The organism is Variovorax sp. 38R (assembly GCF_014843395.1).
GTDB lineage: Bacteria > Pseudomonadota > Gammaproteobacteria > Burkholderiales > Burkholderiaceae_C > Variovorax > Variovorax paradoxus_H.
Genome location: NZ_CP062121.1, coordinates 6,321,858 through 6,342,302 on the forward strand (window position 1 = coordinate 6,321,858; position 20,445 = coordinate 6,342,302).

The 20,445-nt window shown below is 65.7% G+C and carries 19 protein-coding genes; 10 read left to right on the forward strand and 9 right to left on the reverse strand.

The window, feature by feature from the left end; translation table 11 throughout:
- Nucleotides 1-141 precede the first annotated feature (141 nt).
- From IG196_RS29355 to IG196_RS29395, 9 genes are all read left to right on the forward strand, one after another.
- Complete coding sequence (locus IG196_RS29355; protein WP_192194057.1) at nucleotides 142-960, forward strand: hypothetical protein; 819 nt, start codon at nucleotides 142-144, stop codon at nucleotides 958-960.
- A 25-nt stretch (nucleotides 961-985) separates the two neighbouring features.
- Complete coding sequence (locus IG196_RS29360; RefSeq protein WP_192194058.1) at nucleotides 986-3,973, forward strand: type VI secretion system Vgr family protein; 2,988 nt, start codon at nucleotides 986-988, stop codon at nucleotides 3,971-3,973.
- A gap of 10 nt (nucleotides 3,974-3,983) precedes the next feature.
- The gene (locus tag IG196_RS29365) at nucleotides 3,984-4,901 is read left to right on the forward strand and encodes a DUF4123 domain-containing protein (RefSeq protein ID WP_192194059.1); all 918 of its coding nucleotides are present in this window, start codon (nucleotides 3,984-3,986) and stop codon (nucleotides 4,899-4,901) included.
- Nucleotides 4,898-5,374 carry a DUF3304 domain-containing protein gene (locus IG196_RS29370; protein WP_192194060.1) on the forward strand — a complete coding sequence of 159 codons (477 nt, stop codon included), beginning with the start codon at nucleotides 4,898-4,900 and terminating at the stop codon, nucleotides 5,372-5,374. Before IG196_RS29365 ends, IG196_RS29370 begins: the two co-directional genes overlap by 4 nt.
- A 68-nt stretch (nucleotides 5,375-5,442) precedes the next feature.
- The gene (locus tag IG196_RS29375; protein WP_192194061.1) at nucleotides 5,443-5,931 is read left to right on the forward strand and encodes a DUF3304 domain-containing protein; all 489 of its coding nucleotides are present in this window, start codon (nucleotides 5,443-5,445) and stop codon (nucleotides 5,929-5,931) included.
- Nucleotides 5,932-5,983: 52 nt separating this feature from the next.
- Complete coding sequence (locus IG196_RS29380; protein ID WP_192194062.1) at nucleotides 5,984-8,095, forward strand: T6SS phospholipase effector Tle1-like catalytic domain-containing protein; 2,112 nt, start codon at nucleotides 5,984-5,986, stop codon at nucleotides 8,093-8,095.
- A 43-nt stretch (nucleotides 8,096-8,138) separates the two neighbouring features.
- Nucleotides 8,139-8,426 (forward strand): hypothetical protein, encoded by a 288-nt coding sequence (locus tag IG196_RS29385; protein WP_192194063.1) that lies wholly within the window; start codon nucleotides 8,139-8,141, stop codon nucleotides 8,424-8,426.
- Between the two features lie 73 nt (nucleotides 8,427-8,499).
- Nucleotides 8,500-9,204: a DUF3304 domain-containing protein gene (locus IG196_RS29390; protein WP_192194064.1), complete on the forward strand. Its 705-nt coding sequence runs from the start codon at nucleotides 8,500-8,502 to the stop codon at nucleotides 9,202-9,204.
- A 43-nt stretch (nucleotides 9,205-9,247) separates the two neighbouring features.
- Nucleotides 9,248-9,901, forward strand: a complete 654-nt coding sequence (locus IG196_RS29395) for a DUF3304 domain-containing protein (protein ID WP_192194065.1) — start codon at nucleotides 9,248-9,250, stop codon at nucleotides 9,899-9,901.
- A 10-nt stretch (nucleotides 9,902-9,911) separates the two neighbouring features.
- Here IG196_RS29395 and IG196_RS29400 read toward each other — a convergent pair whose 3' ends face one another.
- From IG196_RS29400 to IG196_RS29425, 6 genes are read right to left on the reverse strand one after another with little or no spacing between them, the layout of a single operon-like run.
- Nucleotides 9,912-11,651, reverse strand: a complete 1,740-nt coding sequence (locus IG196_RS29400) for an acetyl/propionyl/methylcrotonyl-CoA carboxylase subunit alpha (RefSeq protein WP_192194066.1) — start codon at nucleotides 11,649-11,651, stop codon at nucleotides 9,912-9,914.
- A gap of 16 nt (nucleotides 11,652-11,667) precedes the next feature.
- The gene (locus IG196_RS29405) at nucleotides 11,668-13,257 is read right to left on the reverse strand and encodes an urea amidolyase family protein (protein ID WP_192197187.1); all 1,590 of its coding nucleotides are present in this window, start codon (nucleotides 13,255-13,257) and stop codon (nucleotides 11,668-11,670) included.
- An 8-nt stretch (nucleotides 13,258-13,265) separates the two neighbouring features.
- On the reverse strand, nucleotides 13,266-14,036 hold the full coding sequence (locus IG196_RS29410) for a LamB/YcsF family protein (protein WP_192194067.1): 771 nt from the start codon (nucleotides 14,034-14,036) through the stop codon (nucleotides 13,266-13,268).
- Nucleotides 14,037-14,077: 41 nt separating this feature from the next.
- On the reverse strand, nucleotides 14,078-14,758 hold the full coding sequence (gene pcp, locus IG196_RS29415) for a pyroglutamyl-peptidase I (RefSeq protein ID WP_192194068.1): 681 nt from the start codon (nucleotides 14,756-14,758) through the stop codon (nucleotides 14,078-14,080).
- 10 nt (nucleotides 14,759-14,768) lie between these two features.
- The gene (locus tag IG196_RS29420; RefSeq protein WP_192194069.1) at nucleotides 14,769-15,725 is read right to left on the reverse strand and encodes a DUF979 domain-containing protein; all 957 of its coding nucleotides are present in this window, start codon (nucleotides 15,723-15,725) and stop codon (nucleotides 14,769-14,771) included.
- A gap of 2 nt (nucleotides 15,726-15,727) precedes the next feature.
- Nucleotides 15,728-16,471 carry a DUF969 domain-containing protein gene (locus tag IG196_RS29425; protein ID WP_192194070.1) on the reverse strand — a complete coding sequence of 248 codons (744 nt, stop codon included), beginning with the start codon at nucleotides 16,469-16,471 and terminating at the stop codon, nucleotides 15,728-15,730.
- Between the two features lie 284 nt (nucleotides 16,472-16,755).
- Between IG196_RS29425 and IG196_RS29430 the strand changes: the two genes are divergently transcribed.
- Complete coding sequence (locus IG196_RS29430; protein WP_225616842.1) at nucleotides 16,756-17,460, forward strand: GntR family transcriptional regulator; 705 nt, start codon at nucleotides 16,756-16,758, stop codon at nucleotides 17,458-17,460.
- 27 nt (nucleotides 17,461-17,487) lie between these two features.
- On the opposite strand, the gene IG196_RS29435 is transcribed toward IG196_RS29430, so the two are convergent.
- Genes IG196_RS29435 through IG196_RS29445 form a run of 3 tightly spaced genes read right to left on the reverse strand, consistent with a single transcriptional unit; the run spans nucleotide 17,488 to nucleotide 20,328 of the window.
- Complete coding sequence (locus IG196_RS29435; RefSeq protein ID WP_192194071.1) at nucleotides 17,488-18,801, reverse strand: TRAP transporter large permease; 1,314 nt, start codon at nucleotides 18,799-18,801, stop codon at nucleotides 17,488-17,490.
- 9 nt (nucleotides 18,802-18,810) lie between these two features.
- Nucleotides 18,811-19,344, reverse strand: coding sequence for a TRAP transporter small permease (locus tag IG196_RS29440; protein ID WP_192194072.1), 534 nt, complete (start codon nucleotides 19,342-19,344; stop codon nucleotides 18,811-18,813).
- 3 nt (nucleotides 19,345-19,347) lie between these two features.
- Nucleotides 19,348-20,328, reverse strand: coding sequence for a TRAP transporter substrate-binding protein (locus tag IG196_RS29445; RefSeq protein ID WP_225616843.1), 981 nt, complete (start codon nucleotides 20,326-20,328; stop codon nucleotides 19,348-19,350).
- Nucleotides 20,329-20,445 lie beyond the last annotated feature (117 nt).

Consider the following 20,445-nt stretch of genomic DNA (forward strand, 5'->3'; position numbering starts at 1 on the left):
CTCAATTGTATGAGTCGCTCCAAAATTTGAACCCATCGCACGCAACGCCTTGTTGCATCCCAATTGCGATATCGCGTTGATCGCGCCACATAAAGCCGAGGGGAGAAATCACATGCCCGCAGCCAGCCGGACCACCCATCCATGATGGGCGCGTCAGACGCCCACAAGGACCGACCGAGCCTGCTCGGTTCGAACGCACCCACCACGGCCGCATCGACCGCCGCACCCGGAGGCGAAACCACACGGGTGCTCGCACAGTTCGGTGGCCGCGAGAGCGGCGCGCGTTCCTTCTTTGCACGGCCTGGCGTGTGGGCTTCGGTCGCAGTGCTGGTCGGCGTGGCGGGTGCCACGACCTACCACCTGCAATCGAAGCGCGCGGATGCAGCAGCGACGACCGTGGCGGCGGTGACGCCTGCGCCGGTTGCAGCGCCTGCCGCCAAGGAACCACCGAAGCACGAGACGCCCGTCGCAGCCGTTGCACCGGAGCCCACGCCCGCGCGCATCATCGAAGGCGACAGCACGCCGTCGCCGGCACCGCAGCAGCAACAACAGGCCTCCACGCCGTTCGCAGCCATCGGTGCGCAGCCCATGGCGGTGCCACCGACCGCCAAGCCTGCGCGTGTTGCGGCGGCCTCCCCTGCGAAGAAGGCAGGCGCCGACAGCAAGACCAGCGCCACTGCCGCAAAGAAACCGGAGCGCATCGCGTCGGGCTCGAAGAAGCCCGTGCGCACGGCCGCGAACGGCAAGCCCGTCAAGACTGCCGCCAACACCAGCAAGACAGTGAAGCCCGCCGCGCGCTCCGACCTCACGCAAACGGCGGCGCGGCCGAAGGGACCCGATCCCGACACCGACCTGTTGACCGCACTGCTCAAGCGCAGCAAGACGTCCGACCCCGCACCGTCGGCGCAGGCCACCGCCGCAACGGCGGACTGCAAGCCGGGCGCACCTTGCAAACCTTGAGCATCCGACCCTGAGCGAATTTCCGATGCCTTCCGCTGACCGCAGCGCCCTGTGGGCCGAGCTGAGCCAGACGGCCCGGCTGTACCGCCTCGAAGCGCCGAGCGCTGCTTCATCTTCTTCGTCGACCGTGCGCGAGAGCATCGACGCTCTGCGCGTGGAAGGCTGGGTGCAGCGCGAAGCCGTGTCGCAGCTGTTCGAACTGCGCATCGTGTGTTTGAGCCTGCGCGCGGACCTGGCGTTGTCTTCGTTGATCGATCAGCCCCTGACGCTGGTCACCGTGCTGGCCGATGGCTCTCTTGGCCGACGCACCGGATTGATCCGCGCAGTCGAGTCGCTTGGCTCCGATGGCGGTCTGGCGCGCTACCGCCTGACGCTCGTGCCCTGGCTCTGGCTGGCCACTCAGCAAGGCCGCAGCCAGGTCTTCCAGCAACGCAGCGTCGCCGACATCATCGAACGCGTACTCGCCCCGTATGCGGATGCGGGCAGCTGGGCCTTCTCCTCCGAAGTGAATGGCTTCCTGGCCGATGCCCCCGTTCGCACCTACTGCACCCAGTACCGCGAGAGCGACTTCGACTTCTTCTCGCGCCTGCTGGCTGAAGAGGGACTGGCCTGGCGCACCGAGGAAGACGCCAAGGCCCCCATGGGCCACAAGCTCGTCATCTTTTCGTCGAACGACACCCAGCCCGCCGATGCCGGCTCGCCCGTTCGCTTTCACCGCAAGAGCTCGCAGGAACGCAGCGACGCCGTGCAGGCGCTGGTGCGGCGCATGCGCCAGTCGGTGGCCCAGGTGCACCTGAGCGCCTGGAACGTCGACGGCAAGCGCCAGCTGACAGGCAGCGCCCCCGCGCGCTTTCCGGTTGGCGGCAAGAACGCCCCGCGCCTGGAGTACGACGACGTGCTCGGCCTGAACGACCGCAGCCGGGGCTGGGACACCAACCGCACGCTGGAGCGCTATGCGGCCCTGATGATGGAAGCGGCCGAATGCCGCGCCGACCTGATGCTGGGCCACAGCACCGTGCGCACCTTGCGCGCGGGCACGCGCATCGAGATTGACGACGCGCCCGCGTTGGGCTTGCAGGCCAAGCCCGCGCTGCTGCTGGACACCGTCGAGCATGTGGGAATCAACAACCTGCCCAAGGACACGGCGGCGTCGATTGCGGCCCAGCTGGGCGAGCTGACGGAGCACCTGGTGTTCGACAGTCCCTGTACGGCAGTCACGGCCGAGTCCGATGTGTTCGGGCTGGTGTCGGCCGCAACGGGCACGCGCAGCGACAACGACGACATCTACCCGCAGCCCCAGAACCTCGCCACCGCGCAGGCCCAGGGCTACGCCAACAGCTTCTCGGGCGTGCACGCCCCGCGCCCCTGGCGCCCCGCACTGACCGCAGCCGACGGCGCACGCCTGCACGCCAGGCCCACAGCCAGCGGCGTGCACAGCGCCATCGTGGTCGGGCCCTCGGGCGAAACCTCGCCCAACGGCGCCGACGAGCTGTACTGCAACGACCGCGGCGACGTGCGCGTGCGCTTCCATTGGCAGAACGGAGCCAGCGAGAACGGTGACAGCGCCCCCGACAACCGCAACACCCGCTGGATCCGCGTGGCGCAGCGCCAGGCGGGCCCCGGCATGGGTTGGCAGTGGCTGCCGCGCATCGGCCAGGAAGTGCTGGTGAAGTTCGTCGACCTCGATGTGGACCAGCCCGTCATCGTCGGGGCGCTGTACAACGGCCGCGGCGACGGCGGCATCGCCCCCACGCCCGGCGGCGCATCGCGCGCCAGTGAGAACAGCGAGAACGACAACGACGTCTTCGCCCAAGCAGGCAACGCCTCGCCCAGCGCCCAGGCCAACCTGGCGGCGGGCCATGCCCCACCCTGGCACGGTGCCAGCGCCGACGACAAGGGCCACCGCAATGCGGCCGCCCTGAGTGGCTTCAAGACCAAGGAGTTCGGCGGCGAGGGATTCAGCCAGCTGGTGTTCGACGATTCGAACCAGCAGCTGCGCGTGCAGCTGCATGCCAGCACCGCCCACAGCCAACTGAACCTGGGCCACCTGATCCACCAGGCCGACAACTTCCGGGGCAGCTTCCGCGGCCAAGGCCTGGAGCTGCGCACCGACGGCTACGCGGCCTTGCGCGGCGGCAAGGGGGTACTGCTGAGCACGTACCACGGCGCAGGCGGCCAGAAGCTGGAGCCCGTGGGCGACTTCGCCGCCGGCATGGCGCTGCTCAAGCAGGTGCAGCAGCTGGGCCAGGCGCTGAGCGATGCGACCAAGACCCACGAGACCGTGCAGCTGGCGGGCCACATCGGTGCCAACAAGGCCGACGAATCGCAACTGGACAAGGAACGCGCCCCCTACGCAGCGATGGAACGCACCGCCAGCGGCATGGTGACCGCCGATGCGCTCGATGCTGCCTACGCCGATGCAGCAGACAAGGTCGTCGCCACGGGTGAAGGCAAGGTGCCGCACACGAGCGACGCCGTGGTCGCACTGGCCGCACGCGGCGGGCTGGCGATGGTCGCTGGCCAGCAGCTGCAGATCGTCAGCGGCGAGACCGCCACGCTGGCCAGTGGCGGCGACATCAACCTGGCGCTGGCTGACGTGCTGCGCGTGCACAGCGGCCAAGCCATCGGCCTGCTGGCCGGGGCGCAGAAGGCGGATGCCGAAGCGGGCCTGTCGGTCATCGCGGGCAACGACGACCTGGACTTCCAGGCGCAGCACGACGAGCTGCGCATCCAGGCCAAGGAGGCGCTGAAGATCGCCAGCACCAACCAGACGGTGGAGTTCGCGGCCAAGAAGAAGATCCGCATCGCGACGGCGCAGGGCGCGTCGATCACGCTGCAGGATGGGGACATCACGTTTGAATGTCCGGGGAAGATCACCTATCACTCGGTGCAGCGGAAGTTGGCGGGGCCGACAAGCTCGCCGTATGGGCTGCCGCTGTCCCCGCAGAGCATCTGCATCGAGTGCATGCTGAAGGCCGCACAAAGCGGAGCTCCCTTCTCCGCCTTGCAGTGAGAGCGTTGCGTTGGAATTCGCGACCGATCCGATCGAGCCCATCCACCTTGCCCACGCCGTGCAAGCGATGGCCGACGCCCGCCCCTCATCCTTTGGCCTCTGGCTGCTGGTTGATGCAGCCTTGCTGGACCCGGCGCGCCTGGCATCGGTGCTGCGCCGCAACGGGTGGTCGCATGTCAATGCACTGGCCAACACGCCGCTAGAAGCCTACGGTGCGCAGGGACCGCAGTTGCTGGAACTGCCACGAGACGACGAGGTCCGCGCCGAGGGCCTGCGGCGTCTCGCCACGATCGACCCGGCGGCGCCTGCATTCAGCTGGCTCGCTTCCGGCCATTCCGCTGCGCATTTGCAGGCCTGCTTCGGCTACCTTGCCCAGGCGCGACACGATGGCCTGAAGCTGCACTGCCGAATGGGCGATGCGCGCGTGCTTCCCACGCTGCTGGCCGCGCTGTCCGTGCCTCAGACACAGCGTGTGGCCCAAGCCATTGCGCAGTGGCAGTGGTTCGATCGCAGCGGTGCCTCGGTCGGCAACTGGCTTGCCGCTGCTGAGGACGAAGGTGCTGCCGATGCCGGCGATCATCTCGAACTCGACGCAACGCAATTCGCAGCGCTTCTGGATGCCTCGGAAGCCGACGGCATCTTTGCGCAGTTGCTCGAGACGGTGTCGCAGTTGGTGCCGCAGACCGGCCGGGCAGCGTTTCATCAGCGGCTTCATCGCGCGCTCGAGGTCGCCACCCACCTGCACGTGGCAGGCAACCCCGACCGGCTGCAGTTCGTGGTGCTCTCGCTGACCTGTGGCGACAACTTCTACCAACATCCCGATCTGTCGGACACATGGAAGGCTGTCGCACAAGGTACCAGCCTGTGGAGCCTGATGAAGGGCTGGAGCGACGAACTGTGGAAGGCGTTGGAGGGCAAGGCTTCATGAAGCTCTTTGCTCTCTTGGTTCTTTGCGCGTTGGCGTTGTTGGGGGCTTGCAGCAGCAAGAAGCCTGCGGCCGAAAGCTACAGCGCCAGTCTCAGCCCCTACAACCACACGGAGGACTACATCCATCAGTTCTACGTGGACGGGGCCGGTGGCGGCAACTCAAGGCCTTTTGGTGGTGGCGGCAGTTTTGTGTGCTGTATCTCTTATCCGGCCAAATGGCATCCTGGTCTCAGTGCAACGGTGAAGTGGACGACTTCGAGTGGCAATCCCGCAGATACGAAACCAGAAGCAGCTCTTGAGCAGTGGCACGAAAGAGTCATCCCGATCGACAAATACGACATCCCAGGCAGCACGCTCAACGTGCATTTCCTTGCCGAGGGCGATGTTCGATTGGTCATCTCCAGCAAGGGCTCGGGCGCCAAGGGCTACCCCGGCCCCGACTACCCGGTGAAGCCACCGGGCTGGAAGTGGTGAGTCAAGACGAGCAAGAACTTTCGGAAACCCGACGAACAACACGTGAACGCATTGAAAGGCCACACGCCATGAAACGCCCAACGATCCTGACGCTTTGTGCATTGGCACTGCTGACGCTGCCACTGGTGGCTTGCAGCAGCAAGAAGCCGGCAGCCGAAAGCTACAGCGCCAACATCAGCGCCTACAACCACACCGAGGACTACATCCACCAGTTCTATGTGGATGGGGCAGGCGGTGGCAACTCATATCCCTACGGCGGTGGAGGCAGTTTTGTGTGCTGTATCTCCTATCCGGCCAAGTGGCGCCCCGGCCTCAGTGCAACGGTGAAATGGACAACCTCGAGCGGGATCCCAGGCGACAAGCGGCCCGAAGCCATCACGCCACGCTGGCACGAAAAAGTCGTTCCTATCGATAAGTACGACATTCCGGGCAGCACGCTCAATGTGCACTTCCTTGCAGGTGGCGAGGTCCGATTGGTCATCTCCAGCAAAGGTGCACGGGCCAAAGACTATCCCGGCCCTGACTATCCGGTGAAGCCGCCAACCTGGAAATGGTGAGTCAGGGCGAGCACGTATTCACTCCTTGAAAAATCCTCGGGGGAAGCAACACATGAACGAGTTTCGCGAAGGCTGGTATGAGATCAGCTTTGACGCCAAGACCTATGACAAGCGCTGCCGCTACTACAAGACCACCGAACTTTGTACGGCCGAGTGCATCGTCAAGGAAACGGGACTGCAGATCTTGCTATGGGCAGAGGAAGCGGGCAGGCCCACCAGGTGGACTTCAGACTATCGACCGATAGAGCCTGCGCCCGCGGGCGATTGGTGGGACAACGACCCAGGTGGCAAGAACTATCAGCCCGGGCTGCCCGGCGACCACTCACGCGCGGACCGAACCCTGACCGCACGGGAACTATGCCAACGCGCAGCCAGCGCTGATCCGAGTAAGGCCGATGCGCTGACTTGCTCCAAAGAAATTCATGTGGGTCTTTTTTTCGACGGCACCAACAACAATCTGATCCGCGACTCGCGCGACCGAAGTCACACGAACGTGGTCAGCCTCTTCAATGCGCACAAGAGCGATGAAGTCGAGAATTTTCGCTACTACATGCCCGGCGTCGGCACGCACTTCCCCGAGATCGGCGAGGACAAGGAATCCGACGACGGCAAGCGCTTTGGCAGCGGTGGTGAGGCGCGCATTCACTGGGCACTGATTCAGGTCTACAACGCATTACATCGGGCCCACTATGCGTCCGACCTCGTTCAGCCGGACGAGATGAAGGAGCTCTGCGTCAACCAATTGAAGACCTGGTGGCGCTGGGGCGACTCCAAGATGGTCAGCATCTTCAGGGACATTCAAGAGCGCCTGCTGAAAGCCATCAAGGACCAGCGACCGCGCGTGACCAAGCTGCACCTGTCGGTCTTCGGCTTCTCGCGCGGCTCGGCCGAAGCACGTGCCTTTTGCCAATGGGTCCAGATGATTGCCGAGAACATGACGATCGGCGAAGCAACGCTGGAGCTTCACTTCCTGGGCATCTTCGACACCGTCGCTTCCGTCGGGCTGGCCGATTCGGCACCCGTCGGCCAAGGCTTTCAGGACTGGGCCGACGGCACCATGGACATCCGCGGCGTCAACCAGACAGTTCACTATGTGGCCGCGCATGAAATACGGCAGTCGTTTCCGCTTTCGACTGCACGCATCGGCGGCAAGGTCTATCCGACGAACACCAAGGAGTTTGTCTATCCGGGCGCCCATTCCGACCTGGGGGGTGGCTATCCGGCGAAATCCCAAGGCAAGGGCATGGGCGGACGAACTTCGTTGCTCTCGCAGATCCCCTTGATGGACATGTATTTCGAAGCACTGGCTGCGGGCGTTCGATTGCGTAGCAAGGCTGAAATGCCAAACGAAGTCAGTACCGATTTTGAGGTCAACCCTGCGCTCGACAAAGCCTTCAGCGACTACGCAGCCTGGACCACGGAGGAGGAAAGACAGAACGTAGCCAAAGGCGGCGAACCGGTCCAAAACCGGATGCGTTATCACATGGAACTGTACTGGCGTTGGCGCGCATCCAAGAGTGATCGAAAGACATTCGAAGCCATGTCAAGCTTTCAGGAATCCAAGCCTCAAGACCAGCAGGATCTTTGGGAGTCGGAACTCGACTGGCTTACAGACGTCAAGGCGGCTCGGGACGCCAGCCGACCCACTCAGGTTTTCAACGCAAGAATCGGCACCTTTGTCGAACAGCCGCCTACTGCCGATGAAGTTCAAAAGCGCATCCTGCGGGCCGTCGCCGAGGCCAAGAATGTCCCGCAGAGTGCCAACGACTTCTTCGACAAGTATGTCCACGACTCGCACGGCGGATTCTGGATGCTCGGCCCCATCACGGATGAGAACCGAGAAGACTTCATTGCCGGCATCAAGCAGAAAAAGGCCACGCACGATCGATTGTTGAAGGAGGCAGAAGAGCACGGCAACCCCGGTCGCGCAAGAAACTTCCGCAACCACGCCCGCGCTTATGAACTCAACAATTTTGAACGGCGCGTGTTCGAGATGGATGCAAAAAAACCTGGAACGCTCCCATTGATGACAGACGCCGATGCCGCCGATCTTCGAGACAACGCAGGCACCCTCGCGACGATCGCGTTGAAGATCGTGGGCACGGGCACTCGTCGCGAGCCGCATGGCCACGGCCGCTACCGACGCGTGTTCGACAAGAGTTGAAGCTCGCTGCCACGTCATTGCTGTGCTGTGACGCCGGATCAAGATGAACTTGATCGCCCTCGTCCTGGTGGTTGGCACCTTGCCGTCGCTGGCGTGCACGCTCTTCCTCATCGCTCATCGCGTAAGTCCACATCCATCGTGGAAGCCGCGCTTGAAGGCAGCCTGGCTGTTCGTGCTCGTGCTGGCCGGCACCGCATTGCTCTACCTCGGCGCGCGCCACCTGTTCATCGACGCGAAGGACACCGGGGCGCGTCTGGAGACCTACATGGCAGCCGTGACGCTGACGCCCTGTATCGTTTCGGGCTTGATCGCCGTACTGTTCAAGCCTTGATGTTCTTGTGTGAACTCAGGCCGCGCGTTGACACAAGTGCTCGACGATTTCGTCTGAGCCGACACGAGGCCACGTGAAGAAAACCCCCACCACTGCAGCACTCGAAGCTCGATGTTCCGCCAGACTGCCGCGAAGTCCGGCGGCGCTGGCTTTCGTGCTTTTCGGCTCTCTGTTTTTCGGCGCACTGGCCGCGGGCTGCGATGCCGGTGACGTCATGTCATCAGGCTCCGAGGAAAAGGAGATCGGATTGCAGGTAGGAGGGCTGAACTACTCTGGCGTTCCCATCGGCGTGTTCTATGTGAACGACCAGTGGGCTGGCAATGTCGGCATGTATGCAGGTGGTAGCAGCGTTGCTACCAGCATCGGACTTCCCCGCGTCTGGCACCCCGGCTTGAAGGTGACTGTGAAGTGGCGCAATGACCTGCTGTATGCCAAGGAACCCGAGGGGCTCTACACCACGGTGGTAGATGTTCCGCGATACGGAGACATGCAGCAAGGCAACTTGTGGGTGGCCTTCTTGCCCAATGACCGAATTCAGATCTATGCCTCCAACTATGGGCCGGGTCATCTCAAGTTCCCGGACAGGGTGCTGATCAATCCCCGGGATTACTGCTTGATCCGCCCCGCGTGCCACAGCAAACACTACCCACAGGAGCGCGTGCCGGAGGTCTGGGAGGTCTATTCACCGTTTCGATTGTCCGATCCTCCGACCGAGCAGGAAAAGCAGGAAGCGATGCGGCAATCACCTGAACTCAGGGCGTTGAGCGCCAAGCCATGACGACAAGCTCGCGGCGATTTTCTCTGGAGGCGAGATGCGCCACATGACGAAGACTCACACCGCAGCAGCGTACGAGGCTCGATATACCGCACAGCTTTCACGCAAGCCGGCCGCGTTCGTGCTCTTGGCGATGCTGTGTGTCGGAACGCTGACCGCTGGATGCGACGCCAAGAACAAACCGCCGCCCGCAGAGGTCGCGCGTGAAAGCATCGGTTTGCAGGTCGAAGGGTTGAACTATTCAAACGTTCCCATCGGCGTCTTCTACGTGAACGGTCAAAGGGCGGGCAATGTCGGCACCTATGCCGGTGGGCGTAGTACAGCCACCGCCATTGGCCTGCCAGCGATCTGGCACCCTGGCCTCGAAGTCACCATCAAGTGGCGCAATGACCTGCTGTACGCCAAGGAGCCCGAGGGGCTCTACACCACGGTGGTGGAGGTCCCTCGGTACACCGGCTTTCAAGGAGGCCACTTCTGGGTTGCATTCCTGCCTGGTGATCAGATCAAGGTCTATGCATCTCCGTACGCGCCGGGACACCCCCAGTTTCCCAATCCTGAACTCATCAACCCCCGGCAGTACTGCCTGATGCGTCCCGCATGCCGGGACAAGTTCTATCCCGGAGAGCGTGTTCCAGAAACTTGGGAAACTTTGCCGATCGCGTTACAGCCTTGGCCCCCTCCCGCGCCTGCAAAGCCTTGACCGCCCTCACTCACCCGATCCGCGCAATCGCCGTCCCAGCCGCCACATAGCCACCCGCAGCAGCCGCAAACGCGATGCGCCCCGCGCGATGCGCGACGACCTGCATCTCCATCTTCATCGCCTCCATCACCGCGATCACGGCGCCTTCGGCGACCTCATCGCCATCGGCGACCTTCCATCCTTGCAACGTGCCCGACACCGGTGCAGCCACGGCGGCGGCATCGGCTGCTGGTGCATTCGCAACGCCAGGAATAGAGCCGCCCGCAGCAGCACCACCCGCCGACGCCAACCCCCGCAACAACTCCGCCGGCAACCCCAGCGACATGCGCCGCCCGTCGATCTCGATGGCCGTGCGGTGCAGCGATGCATCCGGCAGCGGATCAAGCCGAACACCTGCCGCTTCGTCGTTCGCAAAGTCCGTCTCGATCCATCGTGTGTGGACCTTGAAGACATCTTCCGACACGAAGTCAGGGTGCGCCATCACCGCGCGGTGAAACGGCAGCACGGTTGCCAGGCCTTCGATGCGGAATTCCTTCAGCGCGCGGCGTGCGCGTGCGATCGCCTGGGCGCGCGTGGCGCCGGTGACGATGAGCTTGGCCATCAGCGAGTCGAAGGTGCCGGGCACCTGCGAGCCGGCGTCGACACCGGTGTCGACGCGCACGCCCGGGCCCGAGGGTGCGTCGAACACGTGGACGGGGCCGGGCGTCGGCAGGAAGCCGCGGCCCACGTCTTCGGCGTTGATGCGGAACTCGAAGGAGTGGCCGCGCGGGGCGGGCGTCTCTTTGATGGACAGCGGCAGGCCTTCGGCGATGCGCAGCTGTTCGATGACGAGGTCGATGCCGGTGGTTTCCTCGGTCACGGGGTGCTCGACCTGCAGGCGCGTGTTGACCTCGAGGAAAGAGATCGCGCCGCTCGCGCTCAGCATGAACTCGACGGTGCCGGCGCCGGTGTAGCCGGCGGCCGCGCAGATGTCGCGCGCCGATTGGTGGATACGTTCGCGCTGTACGTCACTCAGGAACGGCGCGGGCGCCTCTTCGACCAGCTTCTGGTTGCGACGTTGCAGCGAGCAGTCGCGCGTGCCAAGCACGACGACGTTGCCGTGCGTGTCGGCGATCACTTGCGCCTCGACGTGGCGCGGGCGGTCGAGGAACTGTTCGACGTAGCACTCGCCGCGGCCGAAGGCGGTGATGGCTTCGCGCACGGCCGATTCGAACAGGCCTTCGACTTCGTCGAGCCGCCACGCGACCTTGATGCCGCGCCCGCCGCCGCCGAAGGCCGCCTTGATGGCGATCGGCAGGCCGTGCTGTTCGGCAAAAGCGAGCACCTCGCCGGCGTTGTTCACGGGGTCGGCGGTGCCGGCGACGAGCGGCGCGCCGACCTTCAGTGCGAGCTTGCGGGCCTGCACCTTGTCGCCGAGCGTGGCAATGGCCGAGGGCGAAGGGCCGATCCACGTAAGGCCGGCGTCGATCACCGCCTGCGCGAAGGCCGCGCTTTCCGAAAGGAAACCGTAGCCGGGGTGCACGGCGTCGGCGCCGCTGCGCTTCGCGATGGCCAGCAGCTTGGGAATGTTCAGGTAGGTATCGGCGGGGCGGTGGCCGTCCAGGCCGTAGGCCTCGTCGGCTCGGCGCACGTGCAGCGCATTCAGGTCGGGATCGGCGTAGACGGCGACCGACTGCACGCCGTGGTCGGCACAGGCGCGGGCGATGCGCACGGCGATTTCGCCGCGGTTGGCGATCAGGACTTTTTTCATCGCGGGACTCTCGATCTCAAAGTTCGATGGGGCCATGCTGGCCGGCCATCGGTTGGAAGCGGACGTGGGCGTTCACGGGGATCTGCCCCGCACGGTCCAGGTGGTGAGTGGCGACCGACGCAATCACGGGGTAACCGCCAGTGAGCGGGTGGTCGGCCAAGAACAGCACAGGCTGGCCGCTGGGCGGCACCTGGATCGAGCCGCGCGCCGTGCCCTCGCTGGGCAGCTCGGCGGTGTTCGAGCGCACGAGCGGCTGCTCCGCATTCAGGCGGATGCCGACGCGGTTGGACTGCGGCGTCACCACCCACGGCTGGCTGCACAGGCGCTCGACGGCGTCGGCAGTGAACCAGTCGGTGCGCGGGCCGAGCACGATGTCGAGCACAACTTCGTCCTGCACGGTGGGCAGGTCGGACGGCGGCGCTTCGGTGGCACCGACGACGGCGCCGATGGCAACGCTGCGCACAGGCAGCACATCACCCACGGCCACGGCGGGCGGGCCGATGCGGGCCAGCGTGTCGGTTGCACAGCTGCCGAGCACGGGCGTCACGGCAAAGCCGCCGCGCACGGCTAGGTAGCTGCGGATGCCGGCGACCGGTTCGCCAAAGGTGACGGCGTCGCCATCGGCCAGTGCGACGGGCTGGTAGCGCGGCAGTGGCCATTGCGCGCCATCGGCGCGGGTCAGCGTGAGCGGGCCGTCGGCGCCGGTGACCGCCATCACGGCGTCGCCGCGGCAGACGAACTGGAAGCCGCCATACGCCAGCTCGAGGCAGGCCATGTCCGACGCATTGCCGACGAGGCGATTCGCCGCCTGCAGCGAGCGCTGGTCCATCGCGCCGGAGGCAGACACGCCCTGCCGGGCCTGGCCATGACGACCGCCGTCCTGCCACAGCGCCTGCAAGCCAGCGGCGCGGACCTCGAAGGCGCTGCCGCCTTCGATGGCTGCAGACGCGGGCGCTGCGACAACTTGCGCGACCACCGGCAGCGCCACCTTCAACGCCGTGGCATCGACAAAGCGCACCGTGTCACCAGGCTGCAGCAGCGCCGGCGTCTCGCGCGACAGATCCCACATGGGCGTGTCCGTCACGCCGATGATCTGCCAGCCGCCGGGGCTGGCCTGCGGATACACGCCGCTGAAGCTGCCCGCGAGCCCGACGGCGCCTGCAGGGATGCGGGTGCGCGGCACGGCGCGGCGCGGCACGTTCAGGCTCGGGTGGCCGCCGCTCAGGTAGGCGAAGCCGGGCGCGAAGCCGGTGAAGGCGACGGTGTAGTCGCTGCCGGTGTGGCGGCGCACCAGCTCGTCGGGCGTGATGCCGAGCAGGCCGGCCACTTCGGCGATGTCGTCGCCGTCGTAGCGCACGGGAATCTCGATGCGCTTGTCGACGCGCGTCTCGCGGGCGTCGAGCTTTCGCTGGCGCACGGCGTGGGCCAATGCAGCCGCCGACAGCACGGCGGGCCGGAAGGTGATGAGGATCGTGCGCGCAGCGGGCACCAGCTCTTCGATGCCGGCGATGGGCTCTGCGCGCAGCGAGGCCAGCAGCGCGAGCGTCTGCGCCAGGTCGTCGAGCTCGACCAGCACCGCATTCAGATTGACGGGCAGAAAGCGCATCGACGTCGTCATGCGGTCGCTGCCTCGGTGAAGGGGCGGATCGTCACGCCGGCCTGCACGAGCCTCTCGCGCACGCGGCGCGCCATCTCGACCGCGCCGGGGCTGTCGCCATGCACACAAATCGAATCGGCGCGGATGCGCACCACGCTGCCGTCGATGGCGGTGACGGTGCCTTCGTTCGCCAACCGCAGCATGCGCTCGGCCACGTCGTTCGCGTCGTGCAGCACGGCACCGGGTTCGCGGCGCGACACCAGCGTGCCTTGCGGCGTGTAGGCGCGGTCGGCAAAGGCCTCGGCCACCACGCGCAGGCCCTGCGCCTCGGCCCAACCCACGAGCGGCGAGCCCGCGAGCGCGACAAGGACCAGGCTGGCGTCGATCTCGCGGAGGGCGGCGATGACGTCGCGCGCCTGGCGCTCGTCGTGTGCGATGGTGTTGTACAGCGCACCGTGCGGCTTCACGTAGCGCACGTCTGTGCCGGCTGCGGCGGCCAGGCCCTTCAATGCGCCGATCTGGTAGATCACGTCGGCGCGCAGGTCGGCGCTGTCGACGTCCATGTTGCGGCGGCCGAAGCCGACGAGGTCGCGGTAGGCCACGTGGGCGCCCACGGCAACGCCGCGCTCCTTCGCCTGGCGCAGCGTGCGCAGGATGCCCGCGGGATCGCCGGCGTGGAAGCCGCAGGCCACGTTGGCGCTGCTGACGATGTCGAGCATGGCGGCGTCGTCGCCCATGCGCCAGACGCCGAGGCTCTCGCCGAGGTCACTGTTCAAGTCGATGTTCATCGAAGGTCTCCGGCGCGCATGCGTGCACGCCTTGGGTCAGGTCAATGCAGCCGGCCGGCGGTTTCGCGCACGTCGTTGCGCACGGTGAGCGCGGTGCGAATCGCCACGCGGAAGGCTTCCACCTGCGCGTCCAGCGCCATGCTCGCCACGCCGGGCTTCGAGGACGCCTGCTCGGGCAGGTAGGGCACGTGGACGAAGCCGCCGCGCGTGTGCGCCAGCGCCGGGCGTGTCGCGAGCCGGTGCATCAGCGCGTAGAAGATGTGGTTGCACACGAAGGTGCCGGCGCTGTTCGACACGGCCGCAGGCAGGCCCGCCGCGCGCATGTCGCGCACCATGGCCTTGATCGGCAGCGTCGAGAAGTAGGCCGCCGGGCCGTCCTTGACCACGGGCAGGTCGATGGGCTGCTGTCCGGCGTTGTCGGGAATGCGCGCGTCGTCGATGTTCAGCGCGGCGCGCTCCATCGAGATTTCGGTGCGCCCACCCGCCGCGCCGATGCACAGCACCAGCTGCAGGGGCGAGCCGGTCAATGCGGCGTCGAGCGTGTCGATGGCGCGGCCGAACACGCAGGGCAGTTGCACCGCCTGCACCACGGCGCCTTCGCAGGCCCAGCCGTCGAGCGCGCGGGCAATCTCCCAGGCGGGGTTGACCGGGTCGTTCTCGAAGGGCTCGAAGCCCGCGAGCAGCACGCGGCGTGCCTTCGCATCGGTGGCGGCGATCGTCATGCGCAGTGCCTCAGCGGAACATCAGGAAGTACAGCAGGAAGATGTTGACCACCAGCAGCGCGGCCGCGGTCGGTATCTGCACCTTGATCACCGCGTTCTTGTCGGGCAGCTCCAGCAGGGCCGCGGGCACGATGTTGAAGTTGGCCGCCATCGGCGTCATGAGCGTGCCGCAGTAGCCCGAGAACATGCCGATGGCCGCCATCACGGCCGGGTCGCCGTGGTACACGCCCACCAGCACCGGCACGCCGACGCCGCCCGTCATCACCGGGAAGGCCGCGAAGCCGTTGCCCATGATGATCGTGAAGAGGGCCATGCCCAGCACGTACACCGCGACGGCGACGAAGCGGATGTCCATGTTGATGTAGCTGGTGGTGATGTGCGCCACCGCCTTGCCCACGCCGGCGTCGGAGAACACCAGGCCCAGCATGCCGAGCATCTGCGGCAGCACCACGGCCCAGCCGAGCGCGTCGGTCAGGCGGCGCGACTCGCGCATGCCCTGCACGGGCGTCTCGCGCGTCAACCAGCAGGCCAACGCGAGCGCCACCACGCAGCCGATGCCCAGGCTCACCAGCGTGGTGTTCTTGGGGTCGAGCAGCAGCGTGCCGCCGAGCTTGATGTGGCTCATGCCCACGGTGCCGATCACGGTGACCAGCGGGATCGCCAGTGCCGGAATGAACAGCTTGTTGCCCAGGCGCGTGGCGCTGGCCTGGTACTGCTCCGGGGTGGGTTCGCGGTGCTTGCCCGCGCCGACGCCGCGCAGGCCGGCAATGACGGCCATGCCGATCGCGCCGACGCCGACCAGCGCGGGCGGCAGCTTGTCGCCGATCAGGAAGACCAGCGCATAGATGCCCCAGAAGAGCGCGCTGGTGTAGCGCTTGGGGTGCTGGCGGTCGGCCAGCGTCATCACGGCCGTGATGGCGAGGATGACGCCGACCAGAAGGTACAGGTGCTGGATCGAGAGAATCATGATCAGCGTCCTTCCTTGGCGGGCACGGCAGTGGCAACGGCGGCGTCGGCCTGTGCGGCGCCACCCAGCTCACGGGCCAGCGCCTGGTCGAGCCGGCGCAGGCGCCAGGCGTGGATGATGAAAGCGGCAATGGCCGTCGGAATGCCCCACATCGCGATGTGCAGCGGCTCCACGTCGATGCCCGCTTCGTGCAGGAAGGTGGTCATGAGCACGATGGCGCCGAAGGCCACGAAGATGTCTTCGCCGAAGAACAGGCCCACGTTGTCGGTGGCCGCAGCGTAGGCGCGCAGCTTGTGGCGGATGCGATCGGGCAGCTTGCCGTAGCGCGCTTCGGTGGCGCCTTCGGCCATCGGCGCGAGCAGCGGACGCACCATCTGCGGATGGCCGCCCAGGCTGGTCAGGCCCATGGCCGCCGTGAGTTCGCGCGCGGCGAGGTAGACGATCAGCAGGCGGCCGGCGGTGGCCGACTTGATGCGGCTGATCCAGTTCTGCGCGTGCTGGCGCAGGCCGTGGCGCTCCAGCAGGCCGATCACCGCCAGCGGCAGAAGAATGATCAGCGGCAGGTTGCGCGTCTTGATGAAGCCGGTGCCGATGGCCGTGAGGATCGCCATCGGGCTGAAGCCCGCGGCAAACGCCGTCACGATGGCCGTGACGATCACGACCAGCATCGGATTGAAGCGCAGGATGAACCCCGCAATGATCACGGCCACGCCGATCAGCGGCCACAGGGGGACTTCAGGTGTCATGGTTGGTCTTTCGTTGCAATGCAAAACACCGGCGCAGGGGCACCGGTGCGGTCGATTGATGCAAACCTCATGCCAATGAATGAGCAATTCATTTCTTATGAATCACTCATTTCAAACAAGTTGTTGAACAATTTAATGTAGTGTGCCCAACAACAGTGCCTACATACCCCCATGAAAACCCTGAAACGGGCGCGTTTCGGTGCACCGGCGCGGCGTGGCACGGGGGCTGTCTGTTACAACGCAGGCTCGCTGCGCCCCTCCCTTTTCCCCTCCGACCGACCGGCATGACCCGACTGGATTCCCCCACTTCCCCCGCCTCGCCGGCCGCCGGTGCGCTCACGCTCAACGACCGCGTGGCCGAGCTGATCCGCCAGAAGATCGTGAAGGGCGAGTTCTCGCCGGGGCAGCGGCTGTCGGAGGCCGCGCTGGCCGACAGCCTGGAGATTTCGCGCAACACGCTGCGCGAGGTGTTCCGCACGCTGACCAAGGAAGGCCTGCTCAAGCACGCGCCCAACCGCGGCGTGTTCGTGGCGGTGCCGAGCATCGCGTCGATCATCGACATCTACCGCGTGCGCCGGCTCATCGAGTGCCAGGCGCTGGCGCAGGCCTACCCGCGCCACCCCGCCAAGAAGCACATGCGCGAGGCGGTCGAGATGGCGCTGAAATGCCGCGACGCCGGCGACTGGCTGGGCGTGGGCACGGCCAACATGGAGTTCCACAAGGGCATCGTGGAGCTGGCCGACAGCGAGCGGCTCAACGTGCTGTTCGCCCACATCCTGGTCGAGCTGCGGCTGGCCTTCGGGCTGCTGAAAGACCCGGAGTTTTTGCACGCGCCCTACGTGGACATGAACACCAAGCTGCTCGAGCTCATCGAGGCCGGCAAGTTCGCCGAAGGCTCGGCGGCGCTGAACGACTACCTCATCCACTCCGAGCGCATCGTGCTCGCGGTGTATGCGCGGCAGATGCCCGAAAGTGGCGTCGACGGCTGATTCGCCTGCGCCGCGCGGGCTGCTGCGTTAGCGCTCCTTGCCCATCATCAGATCGGGCAGGATCGTGACGATACCCGGGAACAGCGTGATCAGCGCGATGCACAGCACGAGGCAGAAGAAGAACGGGATGGCTGCCTTGGCGATCACGTTGCTGTCCTTGCCGGTCATGTTCTGCAGCACGAACAGGTTGAAGCCCACCGGCGGCGTGACCTCGGCGATCTCGACCAGCAGCACCACGAAGATGCCGAACCAGACCAGGTCGAAGCCCGCCTTCTGGATCATCGGCAGCACCACCGCGCTGGTCAGCACGATCATCGAGATGCCGTCCAGCGCCGTGCCCAGCACCAGGTACACCACCACCAGCGCACCGATCAGCGCGTAGGGCGACAGGTGCATGCTGTCGACCCACTCGGCCAGCTCGCGCGGGATGCCGGTGAAGGCCATGGTCTTGGTGAGGAAGGCCGCGCCGGCCAGGATGAACATGATCATGCAGCTGGTGCGCGTGGCGCCCATGATCCCGTCCTTGAAGTTCTGCCAGGTGAGGCTGCGTCCGTAGGCCGCAATCGCCAGCGAGCCCAGCACGCCGAAGGCCGCACACTCGGTGGCCGTGGCCCAGCCGGCCACCAGCACCCAGACGATGAACACGATCAGCAGCGCGCAGGGAATGAGGTTGCCCGACAGCCGGATCTTCTGCATGAAGGTGGTCGGCGGGTCGGCCGGCGGCACCTTGTCCGGATGGCGCAGGCTCCACCAGGCGATGTAGCCCGAGAACAGCAGCATCAGCAAAAAACCCGGCAGGAAGCCGGCCAGGAAGATGCGGATGATGGAAGCGTCGGCCGCCACGGCATACACCACCATCGTGATCGACGGCGGGATCAGGATGCCCAGCGTGCCGGCCGTGGCCAGCGAGCCGATGGCCAGCTTCTCGTCATAGCCGCGGCGCTTGAGCTCGGGCAGCGCCACCTTGGCGATGGTCGCGCAGGTGGCGGCCGAGGAGCCCGACACCGAGCCGAACACGCCGCAGCCGAGGATGGTGGTGTGCATCAATCGGCCGGGCACGCGGTTGAGCCACGGCCTCAAGCCCTCGAACATCTCTTCGCTGAGCTTGGTTCTGAAGAGGATCTCGCCCATCCAGATGAACAGGGGCAGCGCCGCCAACTCCCAGCTGGCATTGCTTTCCCAGAAGGCCGAGAACAGGTTCTTGCCGGGCAGCGTGTTGGTGAAGAAGGCCTGGCCGACCCAGCCGACGATGGCCAGGGTCATGGCGATCCACACGCCACCAGCCAGCAAGAGAAGCATGATGGCGAGCAAGAGCGCGCCCATGAGCAGTGTTTCGAGCATGGCGTGCGTTCAGAGGTCGGAGGAAAAATCGCCGGCTGCGTGCCGCTCTTCGATGGCCCGCTGGTAGCTCGGTTTCTCACCGCGCACCACGCCCACCAGCTCATCGAGCATGGCGATCAAGAGCAGCCAACAGCCGATCATGAAGGCGGACTGCGGAATCCAGATCGGAATGACCACCAACCCTGTGGCCATCTCCGCGAACTCGTAGCTTTCGTACGTGAAGCTGGTGGCCCAGTAGGTCAGGTAGGCGACCGATACCGCCGCGATCAGCAGGCAGGCCACGTCGAGCACACGCCGCACTTTCAGCGGCACCGCGTCCAGCAGCAGCGTCACGCGAACGAAGTCACCATGCCGGAACGCATGCGCCATCGCAAAGAAGGCTGCAGCCGCGCACAGCCAGGAGACGATGTCGTTGAGCCCGCTCACGTGCCAGTTCATCTGGCGGCCCACGCCCGCCACGATCATCAGCACGAAGATCAGGAAAACGCAGAACGCACCGAGAGCGCCTGCACCGTCATACAGACGGTCGAGGAAGCGGCGCACGGCTTACTTCTTTTTATAGGTGTCGACGATGGCGGCCCCATCGGCACCAGCCGCCTTGAGCCAGTCGGCCTGCATGATGCCGCCGACCTGGCGCATATCGGTGTCCAGCTTGGGCGAGGGCTTGTGGATCTTCATGCCGCGCTCGGCCAAGAGGCGCTTGTACTCGTCGTTCTTCTCCTGCGCGACCTTCCAGCCGCGCGCTTCGGCGTCGGCGGCGGCCTTGGTGACGGCTGCCTTGCCGGCGGCGTCGAGCGCATCGAAGGCCTTGGCGTTCACGAGGATCGCATTCTTCGGAATCCAGGCCTGCGTGTCGTAGAAGTTCTTGATGTGCTCGAAGGTCTTGGTGTCGTAGCCGGTGGAGCCCGAGCTCATGTAGCTCTCGATCACGCCGGTGGCCATGGCGGCGCTGAGCTCGGCCTGCTGGATCTGCACCGGCTGCGCGCCGATGAGTTCAGCGATCTTGGCCGTGGCCGGGCTGTAGGCGCGCCACTTGATGCCGCGCAGGTCGGCCACCGAGGCAACCTCTTTCTTGGAATAGATGCCTTGCGGTGCCCACGGCACCACGAACAGCACCTTGATGCCTTGGGCTGCGAGCAGCTTGTCCATCGCCGGCTTGGAGGCGTCGTAGAGCTTGCGGGCCTCGGGATAGGTGGTGGCCAGGAAGGGCACGCCGTCCAGTGCGTAGATCGGGTTCTCGTTGGCGTAGTTGGCCAGCAGGATCTCGCCGGCCTGGGCCTGGCCGCTTTGCACGGCGCGCTTGATCTCGGGCGCCTTGAACAGCGACGCGTTCGCGTGCACCGTGATCTTCAGCTTGCCGCCGGTGGCTGCGTCCACGTCTTTGGCGAACTGCGTGATGTTCTCGGTGTGGTAGTTGGTCGCGGGGTAGGCATTGGCCAGGTCCCACTTGGTCTGGGCGTGGGCGCCGAGGGAGAAGGCCAGGCCCGCGAAGGCAGTGACGACGGCGTGCGCGTAGGGATTTCGCATGGAAACGCTCCAGGAGTTCAAAGGGGGAAAAGGGACAGAGAGAGAGAGGAAACGAATGCGCAAGGCGAAGCCGCGGCGTGCAGTGCATGCACGCCGTGGCGCCGACGGCCAAGGGGC